The sequence below is a fragment of the Corallococcus sp. AB045 genome (genome assembly GCF_003668895.1).
GTDB lineage: Bacteria > Myxococcota > Myxococcia > Myxococcales > Myxococcaceae > Corallococcus > Corallococcus coralloides.
Genome location: NZ_RAWN01000202.1, coordinates 1 through 16,437, shown reverse-complemented (window position 1 = coordinate 16,437; position 16,437 = coordinate 1). Strand labels below are relative to the sequence as shown.

Sequence of the window (16,437 nt, the reverse complement as noted above, 5' to 3'; positions counted from 1 at the left end):
GAGGCGGGGGCGACCGGGCGGCGTATACTCGCAACCCGCGTGAGTTACGAGTTGGTCCTTCAGGCGCGGACCCCAGGCGCCTCCTTCGACATGGCACGGGTGGACGCCCTGCTGGCGGCGCGCCCGGGGACCGCCCGCCCGGACGGCGTGCGCGAGTGGGACCTGGGGGTGGGCACCGTGGAGGTCCTGCCCCTGCGCGACGGCAAGCGGGTGGTGGGCGCGGAGCTGCGCGTGCCGCTGGTGGCTGGTGAGGAGCTCATCCGCGAGGTCCTGACGGAGGCCGCCGGGCTGGCCCACAAGGCCCAGCTCCGGCTGTTCGACCCGCAGCTGGGAGAGGTCCTCACGGGCTCCTCCACGGAGCGGGTGGTCGAGCAGTACCTGCGCACGGAGCACTACCGGCGCACCGCGAAGCCCATGGAGATCACCCCCGGCCTGGCGGAGGCGATGGACCGGGCCGAGCGCGTGAACAGCCTGGGCCTGCCATCCGAGCGCATGTCGCTGCCGTCGCGGCTGGTGCTCTTCGCGGTGGGAGGCTTCGCCCTTCTCTACTTCGTGATGAGCTTCCTGATGGCGAAGCTCAACGGGGAGTGAGCCGGGGGGCGCCGGGGACCCTGGCGGGCGGAACGCACGGCGCGTACGGCGGGCAATGGGCGCCGGAGTGAATCTGGCGTTAACGTGCCAGTGTGCTCAAGGCCCTCGTCATCGTCTGCATCCTGTTGCCCCTGGCGGAGCTGTACCTGCTGATCACCCTGGGGCATCACATCGGGTTGGGGGCCACGCTCGCGCTGCTGGCGGCCTCCGCCGTGCTGGGGAGCCTCATCGCCCGGAGGCAGGGCGAGAAGGTGTTCCGCAACTGGCGCGAGGCCATGGCCGGTGGCGGCGTGCCCGAGGAGGGCCTGCTCAACGGCGTGCTGGTGATGGTGGGCGGCGCGCTGCTCATCGCGCCGGGGTTCATCTCCGACGTGATAGGGCTTTCGCTGATGGTGCCGCCGGTGCGCCGAGTGGTGACGGCGCGGGTGAGGCGCTCGCTGGAGCAGACGCTGCGGTCGGGCACCGTGCGCTTCACGCAGGTCGGGCCTGTTCCGGGCGTGGACCCGTTCCAGGACGCCCGGCGCTTCGACGCGCAGGAGACGGCCGCGAAGGTGGAGCCCTCGCCCTCGGAAGAAGGCCCCACCGCCTTCCGCCGCCCCCGGAGCGAAGGGGGCGAGGTGGACGCGGAGTTCACCAGCGACGAGGAACCCCGGGGCTGACGGGCCCGCGCTGGGGCGAGCCGTTCCAGCGCGGTGTCACGGGCGCGGGAGCCGGCATGGGCGCGGGGGCCTTCGCGGGGGCACCGGGCTCGGGTTCGGCGGACATGCCCAGGGCGATGCGGGCCTCGGTGGCGTAGCGGCCGTTGGGGAACTCGCGGAGGTACTGGCGGAACTCGTCCTCCGCGTCCGCGGGCAGGTGCTGCCTGTTGAAGCAGCGGCCGCGCAGGATGCGGGCCTGTTCCCGGTGGCTCGTGCGAGGGCTGGCGGCGGCGATCTCCCCCAGGCCCACGAGGAACTGGCCGCACGTGGTGGTGGCCGTCTGGACCTTGGCGTAGCCGAGGAATCGCTCATCGGAGTCATCCGACAGCAGTCCGCCCGGAACGAGTCCCCCCAGCGTCTTGCGCTTGCGCGGCTCCGCGGGCGTGGCCTGAGCCATGGAGGGAGCCTGCACGGCGCCCGGCGTGGGCGCGGAGGACGCGAGCGAGCCCGCCGAAGCGCCGGGGTAGGGCGCGAAGTCGTCGGACGGGGTGGGCTCGCGCGGAGGCACGGCCCGCGGAATCTCCGTGTTGGGAGCGTGCGCCTGGGCCAGGGCCTCCCCCGGCGAGGGCACGGCAGGGGCCTGCGCGACGGCGGTGCGAGGCGCCTCGGGGTCCGGAGCATCGGGCGTCTTCTGGGCGACGGCCTGCGACGGCGCGGTGTTGTTCTCCACGGGCGCCGAGGCGCCGGGCGCTTTCAGGGCGACGGCCTGCGACGGCGCGGTGTTGTTCTCCACGGGCGCCGAGGCGCCGGGCGTCTTCTGGGCGACGGCCTGTGACGGCGCGGCGTTGTTCTCCACGGGCGGAGTGCCGGGAGCCTGCGTGAGCGCCTCCGAGGGCGTGTCGCGGGTGGCAACGGACGGACTCACCTCGACGCGTGACGGGCCCTTCTTCGAGGGCACGACGCTCGCGACCGCGACGCCGGGCTCCGCGGCCCGCAGGTCCCGGAACGCCTGCCGGTCTCCAGCGGAGAGCGCGCGAGGCTTCAAGGTTTCACCCGTGCCCGCGAGCTCCACGCGCTCGCCCGCGTCCACGAAGCGCGGAGGCTGACCCTCCGCGTCCACTCGCACGCGTCCTTCGAGCACCGCCACCGCGGCCCCGGCCGCCGTGCGCTCCACGGAGAAGACCGTCCCCACGACGGACACCCGCAGGCCCGCGGACTCCACGAGGAACGCATCGCGCTGCGCATGCGAGGCATTCACGGACAGCCGTCCCTGCTGGACGGTCAGGTGCACCGCCTTCGACTCGGCGCGGGCGAACACCACGTCCGAGCCCGCCGACAGACGCACGCGGCTTTCATCCGGAAGCCGCAGCACGGCCGACGCCTTCGGAGGCGTCCGCACCGCCATGCCCGAGCGCAGCCGCATCCCGGCCGCCAGCGCATGTTCCACACCCGTGGCCTCCCGCACCACCGCGCCGGTGACACGCTCCGCCTCCGTAGTGGACTCAGCTTCCGAATGAGCCGCGACCGCTTCCAGCTTCCCAGGCGTCGAAGGGGAGCCCTCACCCGACGCGACCGCTCCCTCCGTGGCGCCACGCTGTCCGGTGGTCTTCAAGTCCTCGGGTACGGTCCGCTCGCCGGAAGTCCCAACGCCCGGGCGGGTCGCGACCGGGGACTCCGGCCCTTGCGCCGCATTCTTCCAGCGCGCCCCACCCAGCCACACCACCAGCGCGACGGCGCAGGCCCCCGCGAGCGTCATCGCCCACGGCGACAGGAACCGCCGCTCGGGCACCGCCATCCGCTTCGCCGCGGCGGCCTTCAGCTTCGCCCCCGTCTCCTCCCACCGCACGGAGGGCTCCACCGAGCGCGCCGTGTGCAGCAGCGCCCGGGCCTCCACCACGCGCTTCCACTCCGCGGCGCACGCGGCGCACTCCGCCACGTGCGCCTCCACGCGGGCCTTGCCGGCGGCATCCAGCTCACCCGCGGCCAGCGCCCACAGGGCCTGTGTCTCATGGCCGGCCATGGGAACCTCCCGCCGGCCGGGCGACGACCAGACGCTGCATGGCTTCGGTGAACTCCAATCTCGCGTGGTGCAGGCGGCTGCGCACGGTGTTGGGCGAGCTTCCCACGGCGACGGCAATCTCGTCCGGGCTCATGCCGCACAGCTCGGCGTAGACGAAGACGATGCGCTTCTTGGGCTTGAGCTTCTCCAGCGCCGCCTCCACCAGCTGGGCGGCCTGACGACGCTCCGCGGCGCGCTCCGGGTCCTCCCCCGTCGCCACCATCTCCGGCGGGTCCGCGAAGGGGTCCTCCGGCCGGCGCCGCTTCCACCTCAGGTGGCTGAGCGCCACGTTGGCGCACACCCGATAGAGGAACGTCTTGAAGCGGGACTCCCCCCGGAAGCCCTTCACCGCCGTGAGCAGCCGCAGGTACGTCTCCTGAAGGAGGTCGTCCACCTCCACGCGGTTTCCCACCAGGTGGCGCAGGGTGCGCGCCGCGTCCAGCTTCGTGGCCTCGTAGAGCTGCTCGAAGGCAGCCAGGTCCCCCTCCTGGACCCGCTGGACCAGGAGCCGCAGGCGGGCCTCGTCCGCGGAGGCCGCCCCACGCGCGTCCACCGCGCCCACGCCGGACTCCGGCGGGACCGCGGACGCCCACGTGCGCGCTCCTCGGCTGAACACCAGGGCTTCTCCTTCAGGGCGACGCCGGACGTCCCCTTTCTCCAGGAACGCCCTCCAGTCTGTATCGGTGGTCCAGACGAGCACACTGCCTCCGTGCCCCTGGGTCTCCGGAGAGACGAAAAAAGATCAAAATTATTTGATCAATCTGGCCCCCTCTTGCGTCGAAGGCTCTCGAAATCGGATGACCCCCCCGGTGGCCGGTCCGGACCCATCCCATTCCTTTGGAGCCCCCACTCATGAGGAACATCACGCTTCGCGGCACATTGGTCGTGCCGTTCCTTACGCTGTTAGGCCTGTTGTCGGGTTGTATCCTCGAGACGAATGGCGGCGGTTACTGGCCCGACGACGACTACGACTACAGCTACGGCTGTTCCACCACGTCCGACTGCGGCTCGAACCAATACTGTCACTCGGGTAGCTGCTGGGACCTGGACTCCAACTCCCAGAACTGCGTCTTTTCCAGCGAGTGTCCCGGCACGCAGATGTGCATCAACGGCTGGTGCGCCCAGTCGTGCTACCGCGACTCGGAATGTGGCGCGGGCGCCCGCTGCAAGGACAACTTCTGTACCTCTTCCGGCACCAAGCCGGACGCGGGCACCACGGACGGTGGCACCAAGCCGGATGCCGGCACGAAGCCGGACGCGGGCTCGGACGGCGGCACCAAGCCGGACGCGGGCACGGACGGCGGCACCAAGCCGGACGCGGGCTCCGACGGCGGCACCGCGGTCTGCCGGGTCAACTCTGACTGCGGCGCGGACCACTACTGCATCAACGGCGCGTGCCGTCAGCAGTGCGATCGGGACGACAAGTGCGGCCCGGGCGGCTTGTGCGTCCAGGGCCTGTGCCAGAAGCCGCCGACGGACCCGAACGCGTGCACCACGGAGGCCCAGTGCCCCACGGGCCGCGACTGCGTGAACGGCCAGTGCCGCGCGTCGTGCTCCTCCACGACGGAGTGCTCGGCGGACACCAAGTGCGAGGTGGGCTACTGCCTGCCCATTCCGTCCGGCGGCCAGTGCAAGGCCAACTGCGAGTGCCCGGCCGGCCAGGTCTGCAACAGCGGCCAGTGCAAGTCGCCGCAGCCGGACCCGGGCCAGTCGTGCCTCGCCAACTGCGACTGCCCCTCCGGCCAGGTGTGCAACGGCGGCTACTGCAAGCAGCCCGTGCCGGACGCGGGCTCGGGCAGCAACATCTCCTGCACGGTGAACTGCGAGTGCCCGTCCGGTGAGGTCTGCACCAGCGGCAAGTGCAAGCTGCCCCCGACGCAGCCGTCGAACGACGCGGGGACGTCCGGCACCGTGTGCCGCGCCAACTGCGAGTGCCCGGCCGGCCAGGCCTGCACCAGCGGCCAGTGCAAGCCGGTGAACCACGGCTCCGGCAAGGTCTGCCAGGCCAACTGCGAGTGCCCGTCCGGCGAGCGCTGCCAGGACAACGTCTGCTGGTTGTAGCCGTCAGCGGCTGAAGCTCACCGCGAGGGGGCCACCATGCGCCAGCATCGGTGGATCTCCTTGCGGTGGAAGTCCTCGGGGATGGAGCGGGGGGTGATCTCCTCCACCTGCGCCATGCCCCGGGTCGCGGAGTCCTTCAGTTCGAAGCCCAGGAAGTTGGTGGAGAAGTAGAGGACGCCTCCGGGGGCCATGAGCGCCCGGAGGTGTTCCAGCATCCGCACGTGGTCGCGCTGCACGTCGAAGGTGCCCGACATCTTCTTCGACGTGGAGAACGACGGCGGGTCGCAGACGATGAGGTCGTACTTGTCGTCCCCGTGCTTCGCCTGGTCCTCCAGCCACGCCTTCGCGTCCGCGCGGATGAGCACGTGGCGCGGGTCCGCCAGGCCGTTGAGGACCAGGTTGTCCTCCGCCCAGTCCAGGTACGTGTTGGACAGGTCCACGCTCACGCTGCTCGCCGCGCCGCCCGCCGCCGCGTACACGGTGAACGCGCCGGTGTAGGCGAAGAGGTTGAGGAAGTGCTTCCCCTTGGCCTCGCTGCGCACGCGGGCGCGGGTGTTGCGGTGGTCCATGAAGAGGCCGGTGTCCAGGTAGTCGCCCAGGTTCACCCAGAACTTGAGGCCCTGCTCCTCCACCACCAGCCGCTCGCTGCCCTCTCCCACGCGGCCGTACTGCGAGCGGCCCCAGGGCTGGGGCGTGTGTGTCTTCACGGACGTGCGCTCGGGCGGCACGCCCAGCACGGCGGTGACGGCGGCGAGTACTTCCGCGCGGTCCGCATCCGCGTTCGCGCCCTTCGCGTGGGCCTTGCGGCGGGGGAACTCCACGACGTGGGCGTGGTCGCCGTAGAGGTCCACGGCGTAGGAGTACTCGGGGATGTCCCGGTCGTAGACGCGGAAGGCGGTGAGCCCCTGCGCGCGAGCCCACTTGCGCAGGCGCTTCGCATTCTTGCGCAGGCGGTTCTCGAACATGCCCGCGCCCTGCGTCTCCTGGTTGCCTTCGTCCGCCATGGCTCCCCTCATATTGCAGGCCGCCCCGGGGGCGGGGGAAAACCACGGCCCATGAGCGTGCGCGTCGAGAAGAACGGCCCCGTCACCACCGTCATCCTCCACCGGCCGGACGTCCGCAACGCGGTGGACGCTGGCACGGCCCGGCAGCTGGCGGACGCCTTCCGGGCGTTCGACGCGGACCCCGACGCGCGCGTGGGTGTGCTGTACGGCGACGCGGGCACCTTCTGCGCGGGCGCGGACCTGAAGGCCGTGTCCGAGGGGCGCCTCCTGCGTCTGGAGCCGGACGGCGACGGGCCCATGGGGCCTTCGCGCATGCGCCTGTCCAAGCCCGTGGTGGCGGCCATCAGCGGGCACGCGGTGGCGGGCGGCCTGGAGCTGGCGCTGTGGTGCGATTTGCGCGTGGCGGAGGAGGACGCGGTGCTGGGCGTCTTCTGCCGCCGCTGGGGCGTGCCCCTCATCGACGGGGGCACCGTGCGACTGCCCCGGCTGATTGGCCTGTCGCGCGCGTTGGACCTCATCCTCACCGGCCGCCCCGTCCCTGCCTCCGAGGCGCTGGGCATGGGCCTGGTCAACCGCGTGGTACCGAAGGGCGAGGCCCGGGCCGCGGCGGAGGCGCTGGCCGCCCAAATCGCCGCCTTCCCGCAGGCCTGCATGAACGTGGACCGGGCTTCCGCCTATGCCCAGGGCGACCTGGCCTTCGAAGACGCGATGCGCCAGGAGTTCCAGGGCGGGGTGAAGGTGCTCCAGTCGGAGTCCATCCCCGGGGCCACGCGCTTCGCGAAGGGCGCGGGCCGGCACGGCCAGTTCGAGTAGGACCTCGGGGGACGCTGCACGGCCGGTGGGACTGTGTTAGTTCGCGAAGCCATGCGCTTCGACACGCTCGCCATCCACGCCGGCCAGGAGCCGGATCCCACCACCGGCGCCATCATGACGCCCGTGTACCTGACCTCCACCTACGTCCAGGACGGGCCGGGGGAGCACAAGGGCTACGAGTACAGCCGCACGCAGAACCCCACGCGCAAGGCGCTGCAGGACTGCCTGGCCGCGCTGGAAGGCGCGAAGTACGGCGCCGCGTTCGCGTCCGGCCTCGCTGGCACGGACATGCTGATGCACATGCTGGAGGCCGGTGACCACGTCATCGTCTCCGACGACGTGTACGGCGGCACCTTCCGCATCTTCGACAAGGTGTTCAAGCGCTCCGGCCTGAACTTCTCCTTCGTGGACCTCTCCAAGCCGGAGAACTTCGAAGCGGCCATCACCCCGAAGACCAAGATGGTCTGGGTGGAGACGCCGACGAACCCGATGCTCAAGCTCATCGACCTGGCGCGCATCGCCGAGGTCGCGAAGAAGCGCGGCATCATCTCCGTCGCGGACAACACGTTCATGACGCCGTACTTCCAGAAGCCCCTCGACCTGGGCTTCGACGTCGTGGCGCACTCCACGACGAAGTACCTCAACGGCCACAGCGACGTGGTGGGCGGCTTCGTCTGCACCAGCCGCGACGACATCGCGGAGCGGATGTACTTCCTGCAGAACGCGGTGGGCGGCGTGTCCGGCGCCTTCGACAGCTTCCTCGTGCTGCGCGGCGTGAAGACGCTGCACGTGCGCATGGACCGCCACGCGCAGAACGCGATGAAGGTGGCCCAGTACCTGTCCACGCACAAGCAGGTGAAGAAGGTCACCTACCCGGGCCTGGAGACGCACCCGCAGCACGCGCTCGCCAAGCAGCAGATGACCGGCTTCGGCGGCATGCTGACGTTCGACATCCACGGCGGCCTGGAGGCGGCGCGCACCTTCCTCAAGACGGTGAAGGTCTTCGCCTGCGCCGAGTCCCTGGGCGGCGTCGAGTCCCTCATCGAGCACCCGGCCATCATGACCCACGCCTCCATCCCCAAGGAAACGCGGGAGAAGCTGGGCATCGCGGACGGCTTCATCCGCCTGTCCGTCGGCATCGAGGACGCGCAGGACCTCATCGACGACCTCGCGCACGCGCTCGACCGCGTGAAGTAGTCAGCGCGCTCGCTCGCGCTCCAGGCGGCCGGCCCTGCCCTCCGGGGCAGGGGGAATGTTGGTTGGGACACAACGTTTCCGGCGCGATGCGTAACCGACTGCTTGGTCCCACCTGCCTCCTGGGCGCGTGGCTCGCGACTGGCTGCGAGTCACCGCCTTCTCCCACTGACTCCGACGTTCCTCCGGCCGCGCTGCCGGAGTCGCTCTCCGCGTCCAACTGCAATCAGCTCGTCACCAAGGCGGTGACGGCCAGCGGTGACGACGGCAACGTTCCCGGCAACACGCAGGACGACAACCTCGCCACGCGCTGGAGCGCGCAGGGGACGGGCGTCTGGCTCCAGATGGACCTGGGCTCGGCGCAGACACTCACGGGCACCACCATCGCGTGGCACCGGGGCAACGAGCGCCAGAACCACTTCGTCGTCTCCACGTCCACCGACGGCGGCACCTTCACCCAGGCGTACGCGGGTGACAGCGCGCTCAACGCGTCCGCGCAGACGGTGGCGTTCTCCTCGCGCAGCGCGCGTTACGTGCGCATCACCGTCAATGGCAACACGGTGAACGACTGGAACTCCATCGCGGAGGCCCGTGCGTGCGCGGCCGCCGCGCCGCCGTCTTCCTCTGATTCAGGCCCCGTGCTGCCGCGCCTGCCGTACCTGCAGAGCGTGAAGCAGACCTCCGCCATCGTGGCCTTCCGCACCGCCAGCAGCTGCAACCCCACGGTGCGCTACGGCGAGGGCACAAGTCTCACGTCCTCCGTCAGCGCGGGCGTGTCCGGCACGCGCCACGCGGTGAAGCTGGATGGCCTGTCCGCGGGCCGCACCTACAGCTACGTGGTGGAGGCCTGCGGCAGCAAGACGGGCCTGCGCGGGTTCCAGACGTCCACGACGTCCTCGGCCACGAAGGCACACTTCACCGCGATGGGCGACTTCGGCACCGGCGGCAGCATGCAGGCGAAGGTGATGGCGGTGATGAACACGCCGCAGTGGCGCTCGGAGTTGCTGCTGGCCCTGGGCGACAACGCGTACCCGGACGGCACGGACGCGGAGTTCCAGGAGCACCTCTTCAAGCCCATGGCCGGGCTGCTGCGCGAAGTGCCCATGTTCGCCACGCCCGGCAACCACGAGTACGTGACGAACCAGGCGCAGCCCTACCTGGACAACATGTACCTGCCGGCCAACAACCCGCAGGGCACCGAGCGCTACTACTCGTTCGACTGGGGCCCGGTGCACTTCATCTCCCTGGACTCCAACTGCGCGGTGGGCCTGGCGTCCGCGGACCGGTGCACGCTCGCGGCGCAGAAGGCGTGGGCGGAGTCGGACCTGGCCGCGAACACGCGCCCGTGGACGGTGGCCTTCTTCCACCACCCGTCCTGGTCCAGCGGTGAGCACGGCTCGCAGCTCACCATGCGCCGCCAGTTCGGCCCGCTGTTCGAGAAGTACGGCGTGGACCTGGTGCTCACCGGTCATGACCACGACTACGAGCGCAGCAAGCCCATGTACGGAGACAACGTGGCCTCCAGCACCCAGCGCGGCATCCCGTACCTGGTGGTGGGCAGCGGCGGCGCCACGCTGCGTGCCTTCCCCACCAGCCAGCCCGCGTGGACCGCGCTGCGCGACAACCAGGCCTACGGCTTCCTGGACGTGACGGTGGACGGCGGCACGCTCACCGCGCGGCTGATCACCTCCAGCAACACCGTGCGCGACACGCTGACGCTCAGGAAGACGCTGGCCAAGGCTTCGGCCCGCGGTGTCCAGGCCAGCGCGCTGGAGGCGGATGAGGCCGCGGCGGAGGAGGCGCACGACACGCCCCCGGGCCCCACGGACGACCGCGCCGAGCCGACGTTGCGCGGCCCCGTGCCGCCCGCGGACACGCTGGAGTCCGTGGCCGACCCGGAAGAGCCGCTTCCGCAGTAGCCGCGAGGCCCGCCGGAGGGTAGGGAAGGGCGGAATGAACCGCCGGCGGGCCGGCACCCACAGAAGGGACACCATGCGCTACTTCGAGGACTTCCCCGTCGGCGAAATCATGGAGCGGGGGCCGTACGTGGTGACGCGCGAGGAGATCATCGCGTTCGCGCGCCAGTTCGACCCCCAGCCCTTCCACATCGACGAAGACGCCGCCGGCAAGAGCATCTACGGCGGCATCATCGCCAGCGGATGGCACACCGCCGCCATCTGCCACAAGCTCATGGTGGAGGGCCTGCTGGGCCAGGCCGCCGGCATGGGTTCGCCCGGCCTGGACGAGCTGCGCTGGAAGAAGCCGGTGCGCCCCGGTGACTCGCTGCGGATCCGCATCGAGACGCTGGAGGCGAGGCCCTCCGCGAGCAAGCCGGACCGCGGCGCGCTCAAGCTGCGCCTGGAGGTCGTGAACCAGAATGGCGAGGTGGTGATGACGGAGGTGGCCAACGCCCTCTTCGCCCGCCGCCCCCCGACCCCCTGACGGTTCAGTCCACCTGCACGGTGCAGTCCTCCAGCTCCAGCAGCAGGGGCTCCCGCATGGGGACCCGCCACGTCTCGCCAGGTGTTGAAGACGTGGTGCCCCCGGCGGTCGTGGTGCCCTCCACCACCGTCACGACGTAGCAGGGGTGGTGGCCGCCGCCCACGGTCACCTTCACGTGGTGGGGCGCCACGCCGGGCCGGTCCACCACGACGGTGTTGGTGGGGGCGCTCCCCACGGTGAGCCCCGGCCTCCAGACCTCGCGCCGGCCGCCGAGCAGCAGCTCCGGGGTGAGGTCCGGGACGCGCGACAGGTCCCAGTCGAAGAGGCAGGGCTCCAGGCTGGCCTCGCCCTCCATCCCGTCACTGAAGCGGACCCGGACGGTGAAGGGCGCGACACCGCGGGCTTCGAGAATCGTGGCGGCCATGGAGTGCGTGCCTTTTTCCGTTCCGGGGAACCCACACTTTGAGTTCCAGGGCTGACCTGGGTTACCAATACGCCCAAAGGAGAAGCCCATGTCCAACCCCAATGAGGTCGTTCCTCCTCCGGCGCCCAGCCGGCTGAAGCGCCCCGTGGAAGTGGTGCGCGCGGAGCTGCTGGCGGATGCCGACGTGCAGCAGCAGGCGGAGATGCTGAAGATCCCCGTCGCGCAGTACGTGGAGAAGATCCTCGACTACGCCATCCACCCGGACAAGCCGCCCCAGCTGGAGATCATCCCCGACGAGGAGCTCAAGGCGCGCGACCCGAAGATCGCCACGGTGGAGGAGATCGGCACCCACCTGCAGAAGATCATCGACGGAGAGGTCGTCATCAGCCCCGCCCAGCAGCGCGACGGCTTCAGCAGCGACAAGAGCCACGAGCAGCGCTACAGCGCCGCGCTGGGCTCCGCCAGCAAGCCCGGCCAGACCGTGGCGCCCAAGCCCGGTACCGCCGTGGATCCGGCGGAAGCCAAGAAGGGCCCCATCCGGGGCTGAGCCGCCCCGCCAAAGCCCCGGAATCCCGGGGCTTTTCAGTGCGAGGCTCGGATAATCCCGGAACCGGAAACTTCTCCGGCGTCCCTCCGAGAATCCCACTGTCAGTCTCACTTCGAGGGCCCGCGCGGCCCTCCACGAAAAGGATCAGACCATGGGTGGCATCGGCAAGGCTCTCGGCAAGGTGATGGACATCGTCAAGCCGTTCGTGACGATGGTGAACCCGCTCCTGGGCGCGGCGATGGGCTTCGCCAGCGGCCTGATGCAGGGCAAGAACCCCCTCCAGTCGCTGCTGGGTGCGGCCACCGACCTCATCCCGGGCGGCGGCGTGCTCAAGAACGCGCTGGGGACCTTCGCCAACTCCGGCCTGATGGACGGCGCGGGCGGCAACAGCCTGCTGTCCGGCGCGCTGAACCTGGCGACGGGCAAGAACAAGGTCACCGACATCATCGGCGACCTGTTCAAGTCCAACAAGAGCAACCCGCTCACCAACCTGGGCATGAACAACGCGGCCGAGCTCGCCGCGCAGCGCATGTCGACGTTCGTCTCCTAGTCCATGAAGCCCGTCCGCTTCGACTCCAAGGTCCACCACGAGCTGCTCAACCTGTGGCGCAAGCCGTGGGATGAGACGATGACGCCGGAGGCCCTGCCGGAATACGGCTTCGTGGTGCCGGACAAGGCGGCGGGCTTCCTGTACCGCACGGACAGCTCGGTGGCGTTGATTGAAGGCATCATCGCCGCGCCCGGGCTGACCAAGGAGGACCGCAACGAAGCGGTCAACGCCATCGTCGCCGCCGTCCGCGACGAGGCCCGGCGCCAGGGCTTCAAGCTGCTCCTGGGCTACTCGCAGCTGGACGCCATCAAGAACCGCGCGGAGCGCTTCGGCTTCATGCACGTGGGGCCCGGCTACCACATGGTGGCCCTGGACCTGACGAAGCCGGACCCGCCGGGACTCTGACGGACCCCGCATCACCGCCGCGATACACGACGGGCCCGAAGGGAGGATGTCCTCCTCCTTCCGGGCCCGCGGTGTTTCAGGCTCTTGCGCCCGCGGCCTTAAGCGGCGGTGCGGTGCAGGTAATCGATGAGGTCGATCTTCGTGACGATGGCGACGACGGTCTCTCCGTCCTTCACCACGGCCACGTTGTCGCGCGCGAAGATTTCGCGCAGCCGGTCGATGCTGGCGTCGGCGGACACGGCGCCCTGGAGCGGGGCGACGATGGGGTCGATGGCGTCCTGGAACTTCACCTTGTTGGCGACCAGGGCGTTGAGCAGGTCGTACTCGTGCACCATGCCCACGGCGCGCCCGTCGTCGGACACCACGGGCATCTGGCTGATGCCGTTGCTGCGCATGGTCTCCACCACGTGGTCCACGCGGTCACCGCGCTTGGCCGTCTTCAGGTCGCGGGGCTTCGCGCCGATGATGTCGCGCACCGTGCCGGCGCCCTTCTCCTGCATGAAGCCGTTGTCGCGCATCCACTCGTCGGAGTGGAACTTGCTGATGTAGCTGCTGCCGGAGTCTGGCAGGACGACCACGATGGTCTTCCCCTTGCCGACCTCCTTCGCCAGCTGCACCGCCACGTGCACCGCCGCACCGGACGAGCCGCCCGCGAAGATGCCCTCTTCACGCGCGAGGCGGCGCGCGGCGTTGAAGCACATGCGGTCATCCACCTGGCGCACGTCGTCCACGACCTTGAAGTCCATGGCGCCGCAGAGCATGTCCTCGCCAATGCCCTCGACCTTGTAGACGTGCGGCTCGGTGAGCTTGCCCGTCTTGAAGTAGCCCTCGTAGACGGAGCCTTCCGGATCCACGCCGACGTTCTTCAGGCCGGGGATCTTCTCCTTGAGGAACTTGCCGGCGCCGCTCATGGTGCCGCCGGTGCCCAGGCCGGAGACGAAGTAGTCAATCTTCCCGTCGGTCTGCTGGAAGATCTCCGGACCCGTCGTGTGGTAGTGCGCCTCGATGTTGTCCGGGTTGTGGTACTGGTTCAGCATGAACGCGCCCGGCGTCTCCTTGGCCAGTCGCTTGGACGTCTCGTAGTAGCTGCGCGGGTCCTCCGCCGGAACGTTCGTCGGCGTGACGACGACCTGGGCGCCCATGGCCTTCAGGCGGTTGATCTTCTCCAGGGACATCTTGTCCGGCATGGTGAAGATGCACTTGTAGCCCTTCACCGCCGCGGCCAGCGCCACGCCCATGCCGGTGTTGCCGGACGTGTTCTCCACGATGGTGCCGCCGGGCTTGAGCCGCCCCTCCCGCTCGGCCTTTTCGATGATGTAGAGCGCCATGCGGTCCTTGATGGACGCGCCGGGGTTCATGAACTCGCACTTCACGAGCACGGTGGCGTCGTTCGGACCGACGAGCTTGTTGAGCTTCACCAGCGGCGTGTGGCCAATGGCGGTGAGGATGTTCTGTTGGATGTCCATCGTGCGTGGCTTCCCGAAAAAAGTGAGGGTCGGGGCCTTATATGTGCTCCGCCCTGTCAGGGGGAACATGCCCGAAGGCGGGCCCCTTCCTGACGCAGGATGCCGCGAACGGGGATGCGTTGCCCTGGCCCTCGGGGGGCAGGCCTTCCTGGAGGGAGGGCTTGAGGTTCCTCGTCGCGTAGGCGACAGGGCAGGCGTCCGCCGGACGCGTGGCCCACGAGGGCTTTGACCCGCCGCGCCGTGCCTCCGATACTCGCGGGCGTCTTTTCCTTCCCCCTCTGGAGCACCCGCCCCCCATGGAACTTGAGGCCGCCCTTCGCGACCAGGTGGGACAGGCCATTGGCCGTCCCGTCCCCGATGCCCCCATCAAGAAGTTGAAGGGCGACGCGAGCAACCGCTCCTACTACCGCGTCGGCACGCCCCCGGAGAGCTGGGTGCTGATGGTGATGCCGCCGGACGCGACGAAGAAGAGCGAGGAGGCCACCAAGGGCGAGCCCCCGAAGGAGCTGCCCTTCGTCAACGTGCACCGCTACCTGGACCGCCTGGGCGTGCGCGTGCCGCGCATCCTCCGCTACGACGAGCCCGCGGGCATCATGGTGCTGGAGGACCTGAGCGACATCACCTTCGAGTCCGCGCTGGAAGGCGGCCGCCACAACCAGGCGCTCTACACGCGCGCGGTGGACCTGCTGGCGAAGCTGCGCGTGCAGGCGGAGAAGCAGCGCGACCCGGAGTGCCTGGCCTTCACGCGCGCCTTCGACGAGGACCTGTACGACTGGGAGCTGCACCACTTCCGCGAGTGGGGCCTGGAGGCCTGGAGCGGCAAGCTGCCCACGGACGCGGAGCGCGCGGAGCTGGACGCCACGTTCCGGGACATCGCGAAGCAGCTGGCCGCCGCGCCGCGAGGCTTCACGCATCGCGACTACCAGAGCCGCAACATCATGGTGAAGGAGGGCGAACTGGTGGTCATCGACTTCCAGGACGCGCTCCAGGGCCCGCGCCAGTACGACCTGGTGGCGCTGCTGCGCGACAGCTACGTGGAGCTGGACCGCGACTTCGTGGAGACGATGCTGGACCGCTACATCGCCACGTTCGGGCAGGAGAGCGGGGAGAAGATCGACGCGAAGGAGTTCAAGGCGTTCTTCGACCTGCTGACCATCCAGCGCAAGCTGAAGGACGCGGGGCGCTTCGAGTTCATCAACCGCGTGAAGGGCAACCCGGGCTTCCTCGTCTCCATCCCCGCGTCGCTGCGCTACGTGAAGGCCGCGTTCGCGCGCCGGCCGGAGCTGGCGGGGCTGCAGAAGCTGATTGCGAAGTACGTGCCCGAGCTGGCGGCCTGAAGACATGAAAGCGATGGTCCTCTGTGCGGGCCTGGGCACGCGCCTGCGCCCGCTCACGGAACGCTGGCCGAAGCCGGCCATGCCGTTCCTCGGGCAGCCGCTGTTGCGCTACCACCTGGCGGTGTTGAAGGCGGCGGGCGTGACGGAGGTGGGCATCAACACGCACCACCTGCCGGACACGATGGCGGCGGTGGCCCGCGCGGAGTGCGAGCGCGCGGGGCTGCCGCTGCACGTGGTGCACGAGCCCGTCATCCAGGGCACGGGCGGAGGCATCCGCGGCCTGCGGGACTTCCTCTCCGGAGATGACTTCCTCGTGTTCAACGGGGACATCCTCTTCCCGGTGGACCTGAAGCCCGTGGTCGCGGCGCACCGTGAGTCCGGCGCGGTGGCGACGATGGTGCTCTTGCCCATGCCGGAGGGGGAGAAGTACGCGGCGGTGGAGGCGGACGCGGGCGGGCAGGTGCGCCGCATCGCGGGTTACGGGCCGGGCGGAGAGGGCCTGCGTCCGTGGCACTTCACGGGCGTGCACGTGATGTCCCCCAGCGTGTTCGACTTCATGACGGCCGAAGGTCCCGAGGACATCAACCGCGAGGTCTACGTGCGGGTGATGCAGGCGGGGCTCCAGGTGCGTGGGCACGCGGTGGATGCGTACTGGTCCGACCTGGGCATGCCGTCTCGCTACCTGGCCACGGTGCGGGACGTGCTCGAAGGGCTCGTACCGTTGCAGGCGCTGGGGAAGGACTCACCGCTTCACGGGCTGAAGGCCGGGGCGGACGGAGCCTGGGTGCACCCGGAGGCCCGCGTCGAGGGGACGGTGCGTGGGCCCGCGTACGTGGGCGCGGGCAGCGTGGTGGACGCGGGAGCCACCGTGGGCCCGGGCGTGTCGGTGGGCCCGGGGGCGCGGGT

Annotated in this window: 17 protein-coding genes; 12 read left to right on the top strand and 5 right to left on the bottom strand. The window is 70.0% G+C overall.

Annotated features, from left to right (window positions below; all coding sequences use genetic code 11):
* The first annotated feature begins 90 nt into the window (after positions 1 to 90).
* Together D7Y21_RS33550 and D7Y21_RS33545 are read left to right on the top strand one after the other, a co-directional pair.
* Positions 91 to 591, top strand: a complete 501-nt coding sequence (locus tag D7Y21_RS33550) for a hypothetical protein (protein WP_147469448.1) — start codon at positions 91 to 93, stop codon at positions 589 to 591.
* A 92-nt stretch (positions 592 to 683) separates the two neighbouring features.
* The gene (locus D7Y21_RS33545) at positions 684 to 1,250 is read left to right on the top strand and encodes an FxsA family protein (protein WP_121717848.1); all 567 of its coding nucleotides are present in this window, start codon (positions 684 to 686) and stop codon (positions 1,248 to 1,250) included.
* Here D7Y21_RS33545 and D7Y21_RS33540 read toward each other — a convergent pair.
* Positions 1,222 to 3,249, bottom strand: coding sequence for a FecR domain-containing protein (locus tag D7Y21_RS33540; protein WP_121717847.1), 2,028 nt, complete (start codon positions 3,247 to 3,249; stop codon positions 1,222 to 1,224). The two genes, D7Y21_RS33545 and D7Y21_RS33540, sit on opposite strands and share 29 nt — an antisense overlap.
* Positions 3,236 to 3,904: an RNA polymerase sigma factor gene (locus D7Y21_RS33535; RefSeq protein WP_121717846.1), complete on the bottom strand. Its 669-nt coding sequence runs from the start codon at positions 3,902 to 3,904 to the stop codon at positions 3,236 to 3,238. The genes D7Y21_RS33540 and D7Y21_RS33535 overlap by 14 nt, the downstream gene beginning before the upstream one ends.
* 236 nt (positions 3,905 to 4,140) lie before the next feature.
* On the opposite strand from D7Y21_RS33535, the gene D7Y21_RS33530 reads away from it, so the two are divergent.
* On the top strand, positions 4,141 to 5,349 hold the full coding sequence (locus D7Y21_RS33530) for a Dickkopf N-terminal cysteine-rich domain-containing protein (RefSeq protein ID WP_121717845.1): 1,209 nt from the start codon (positions 4,141 to 4,143) through the stop codon (positions 5,347 to 5,349).
* Between the two features lie 17 nt (positions 5,350 to 5,366).
* On the opposite strand, the gene D7Y21_RS33525 is transcribed toward D7Y21_RS33530, so the two are convergent.
* Positions 5,367 to 6,353: a class I SAM-dependent methyltransferase gene (locus tag D7Y21_RS33525; RefSeq protein ID WP_121717844.1), complete on the bottom strand. Its 987-nt coding sequence runs from the start codon at positions 6,351 to 6,353 to the stop codon at positions 5,367 to 5,369.
* Positions 6,354 to 6,404: 51 nt separating this feature from the next.
* Between D7Y21_RS33525 and D7Y21_RS33520 the strand changes: the two genes are divergently transcribed.
* The 4 genes from D7Y21_RS33520 to D7Y21_RS33505 all read left to right on the top strand — a co-directional run bounded on the left by D7Y21_RS33520 (position 6,405) and on the right by D7Y21_RS33505 (position 10,802).
* Entirely contained in the window at positions 6,405 to 7,166 is a 762-nt protein-coding gene (locus D7Y21_RS33520; protein ID WP_121717843.1) for a crotonase/enoyl-CoA hydratase family protein, read from the top strand.
* Between the two features lie 51 nt (positions 7,167 to 7,217).
* Positions 7,218 to 8,363 (top strand): cystathionine gamma-synthase, encoded by a 1,146-nt coding sequence (locus D7Y21_RS33515; RefSeq protein WP_120566839.1) that lies wholly within the window; start codon positions 7,218 to 7,220, stop codon positions 8,361 to 8,363.
* 86 nt (positions 8,364 to 8,449) lie between these two features.
* Positions 8,450 to 10,279, top strand: a complete 1,830-nt coding sequence (locus D7Y21_RS33510; RefSeq protein WP_121717842.1) for a discoidin domain-containing protein — start codon at positions 8,450 to 8,452, stop codon at positions 10,277 to 10,279.
* 73 nt (positions 10,280 to 10,352) lie between these two features.
* A complete protein-coding gene (locus tag D7Y21_RS33505) occupies positions 10,353 to 10,802 on the top strand; it encodes a MaoC family dehydratase (RefSeq protein WP_121717841.1) in 450 nt (149 codons plus the stop codon).
* Between the two features lie 4 nt (positions 10,803 to 10,806).
* Here the strand turns inward: D7Y21_RS33505 and D7Y21_RS33500 are convergent, their stop codons facing one another.
* On the bottom strand, positions 10,807 to 11,226 hold the full coding sequence (locus D7Y21_RS33500) for a hypothetical protein (RefSeq protein ID WP_121717840.1): 420 nt from the start codon (positions 11,224 to 11,226) through the stop codon (positions 10,807 to 10,809).
* A gap of 88 nt (positions 11,227 to 11,314) precedes the next feature.
* Here D7Y21_RS33500 and D7Y21_RS33495 point away from each other — a divergent pair, with 88 nt between their 5' ends.
* From D7Y21_RS33495 to D7Y21_RS33485, 3 genes are all read left to right on the top strand, one after another.
* On the top strand, positions 11,315 to 11,773 hold the full coding sequence (locus D7Y21_RS33495) for a hypothetical protein (RefSeq protein WP_120566843.1): 459 nt from the start codon (positions 11,315 to 11,317) through the stop codon (positions 11,771 to 11,773).
* Between the two features lie 151 nt (positions 11,774 to 11,924).
* Positions 11,925 to 12,323 carry a hypothetical protein gene (locus D7Y21_RS33490; RefSeq protein ID WP_120566844.1) on the top strand — a complete coding sequence of 133 codons (399 nt, stop codon included), beginning with the start codon at positions 11,925 to 11,927 and terminating at the stop codon, positions 12,321 to 12,323.
* Positions 12,324 to 12,326: 3 nt separating this feature from the next.
* On the top strand, positions 12,327 to 12,728 hold the full coding sequence (locus tag D7Y21_RS33485) for a hypothetical protein (protein ID WP_120566845.1): 402 nt from the start codon (positions 12,327 to 12,329) through the stop codon (positions 12,726 to 12,728).
* Positions 12,729 to 12,826: 98 nt separating this feature from the next.
* Here D7Y21_RS33485 and D7Y21_RS33480 read toward each other — a convergent pair whose 3' ends face one another.
* The gene (locus D7Y21_RS33480) at positions 12,827 to 14,194 is read right to left on the bottom strand and encodes a pyridoxal-phosphate dependent enzyme (protein ID WP_120566846.1); all 1,368 of its coding nucleotides are present in this window, start codon (positions 14,192 to 14,194) and stop codon (positions 12,827 to 12,829) included.
* 296 nt (positions 14,195 to 14,490) lie between these two features.
* Between D7Y21_RS33480 and D7Y21_RS33475 the strand changes: the two genes are divergently transcribed.
* Together D7Y21_RS33475 and D7Y21_RS33470 are read left to right on the top strand one after the other, a co-directional pair.
* A complete protein-coding gene (locus D7Y21_RS33475) occupies positions 14,491 to 15,531 on the top strand; it encodes an aminoglycoside phosphotransferase family protein (protein ID WP_121717839.1) in 1,041 nt (346 codons plus the stop codon).
* Positions 15,532 to 15,535: 4 nt separating this feature from the next.
* Positions 15,536 to 16,437 (top strand): nucleotidyltransferase family protein (locus D7Y21_RS33470; RefSeq protein WP_121717850.1); only part of this gene is annotated, 902 nt, incomplete at its 3' end.

Coding starts and splice junctions, on each gene's coding strand:
- D7Y21_RS33550 (WP_147469448.1), top strand. CDS start 91: ATGGCACGGGTGGACGCCCTGCTGGCGGCGCGCCCGGGGACCGCCCGC.
- D7Y21_RS33540 (WP_121717847.1), bottom strand. CDS start 3,249: ATGGCCGGCCATGAGACACAGGCCCTGTGGGCGCTGGCCGCGGGTGAG.
- D7Y21_RS33530 (WP_121717845.1), top strand. CDS start 4,141: ATGAGGAACATCACGCTTCGCGGCACATTGGTCGTGCCGTTCCTTACG.
- D7Y21_RS33525 (WP_121717844.1), bottom strand. CDS start 6,353: ATGGCGGACGAAGGCAACCAGGAGACGCAGGGCGCGGGCATGTTCGAG.
- D7Y21_RS33520 (WP_121717843.1), top strand. CDS start 6,405: ATGAGCGTGCGCGTCGAGAAGAACGGCCCCGTCACCACCGTCATCCTC.
- D7Y21_RS33515 (WP_120566839.1), top strand. CDS start 7,218: ATGCGCTTCGACACGCTCGCCATCCACGCCGGCCAGGAGCCGGATCCC.
- D7Y21_RS33510 (WP_121717842.1), top strand. CDS start 8,450: ATGCGTAACCGACTGCTTGGTCCCACCTGCCTCCTGGGCGCGTGGCTC.
- D7Y21_RS33505 (WP_121717841.1), top strand. CDS start 10,353: ATGCGCTACTTCGAGGACTTCCCCGTCGGCGAAATCATGGAGCGGGGG.
- D7Y21_RS33500 (WP_121717840.1), bottom strand. CDS start 11,226: ATGGCCGCCACGATTCTCGAAGCCCGCGGTGTCGCGCCCTTCACCGTC.
- D7Y21_RS33495 (WP_120566843.1), top strand. CDS start 11,315: ATGTCCAACCCCAATGAGGTCGTTCCTCCTCCGGCGCCCAGCCGGCTG.
- D7Y21_RS33490 (WP_120566844.1), top strand. CDS start 11,925: ATGGGTGGCATCGGCAAGGCTCTCGGCAAGGTGATGGACATCGTCAAG.
- D7Y21_RS33485 (WP_120566845.1), top strand. CDS start 12,327: ATGAAGCCCGTCCGCTTCGACTCCAAGGTCCACCACGAGCTGCTCAAC.
- D7Y21_RS33480 (WP_120566846.1), bottom strand. CDS start 14,194: ATGGACATCCAACAGAACATCCTCACCGCCATTGGCCACACGCCGCTG.
- D7Y21_RS33475 (WP_121717839.1), top strand. CDS start 14,491: ATGGAACTTGAGGCCGCCCTTCGCGACCAGGTGGGACAGGCCATTGGC.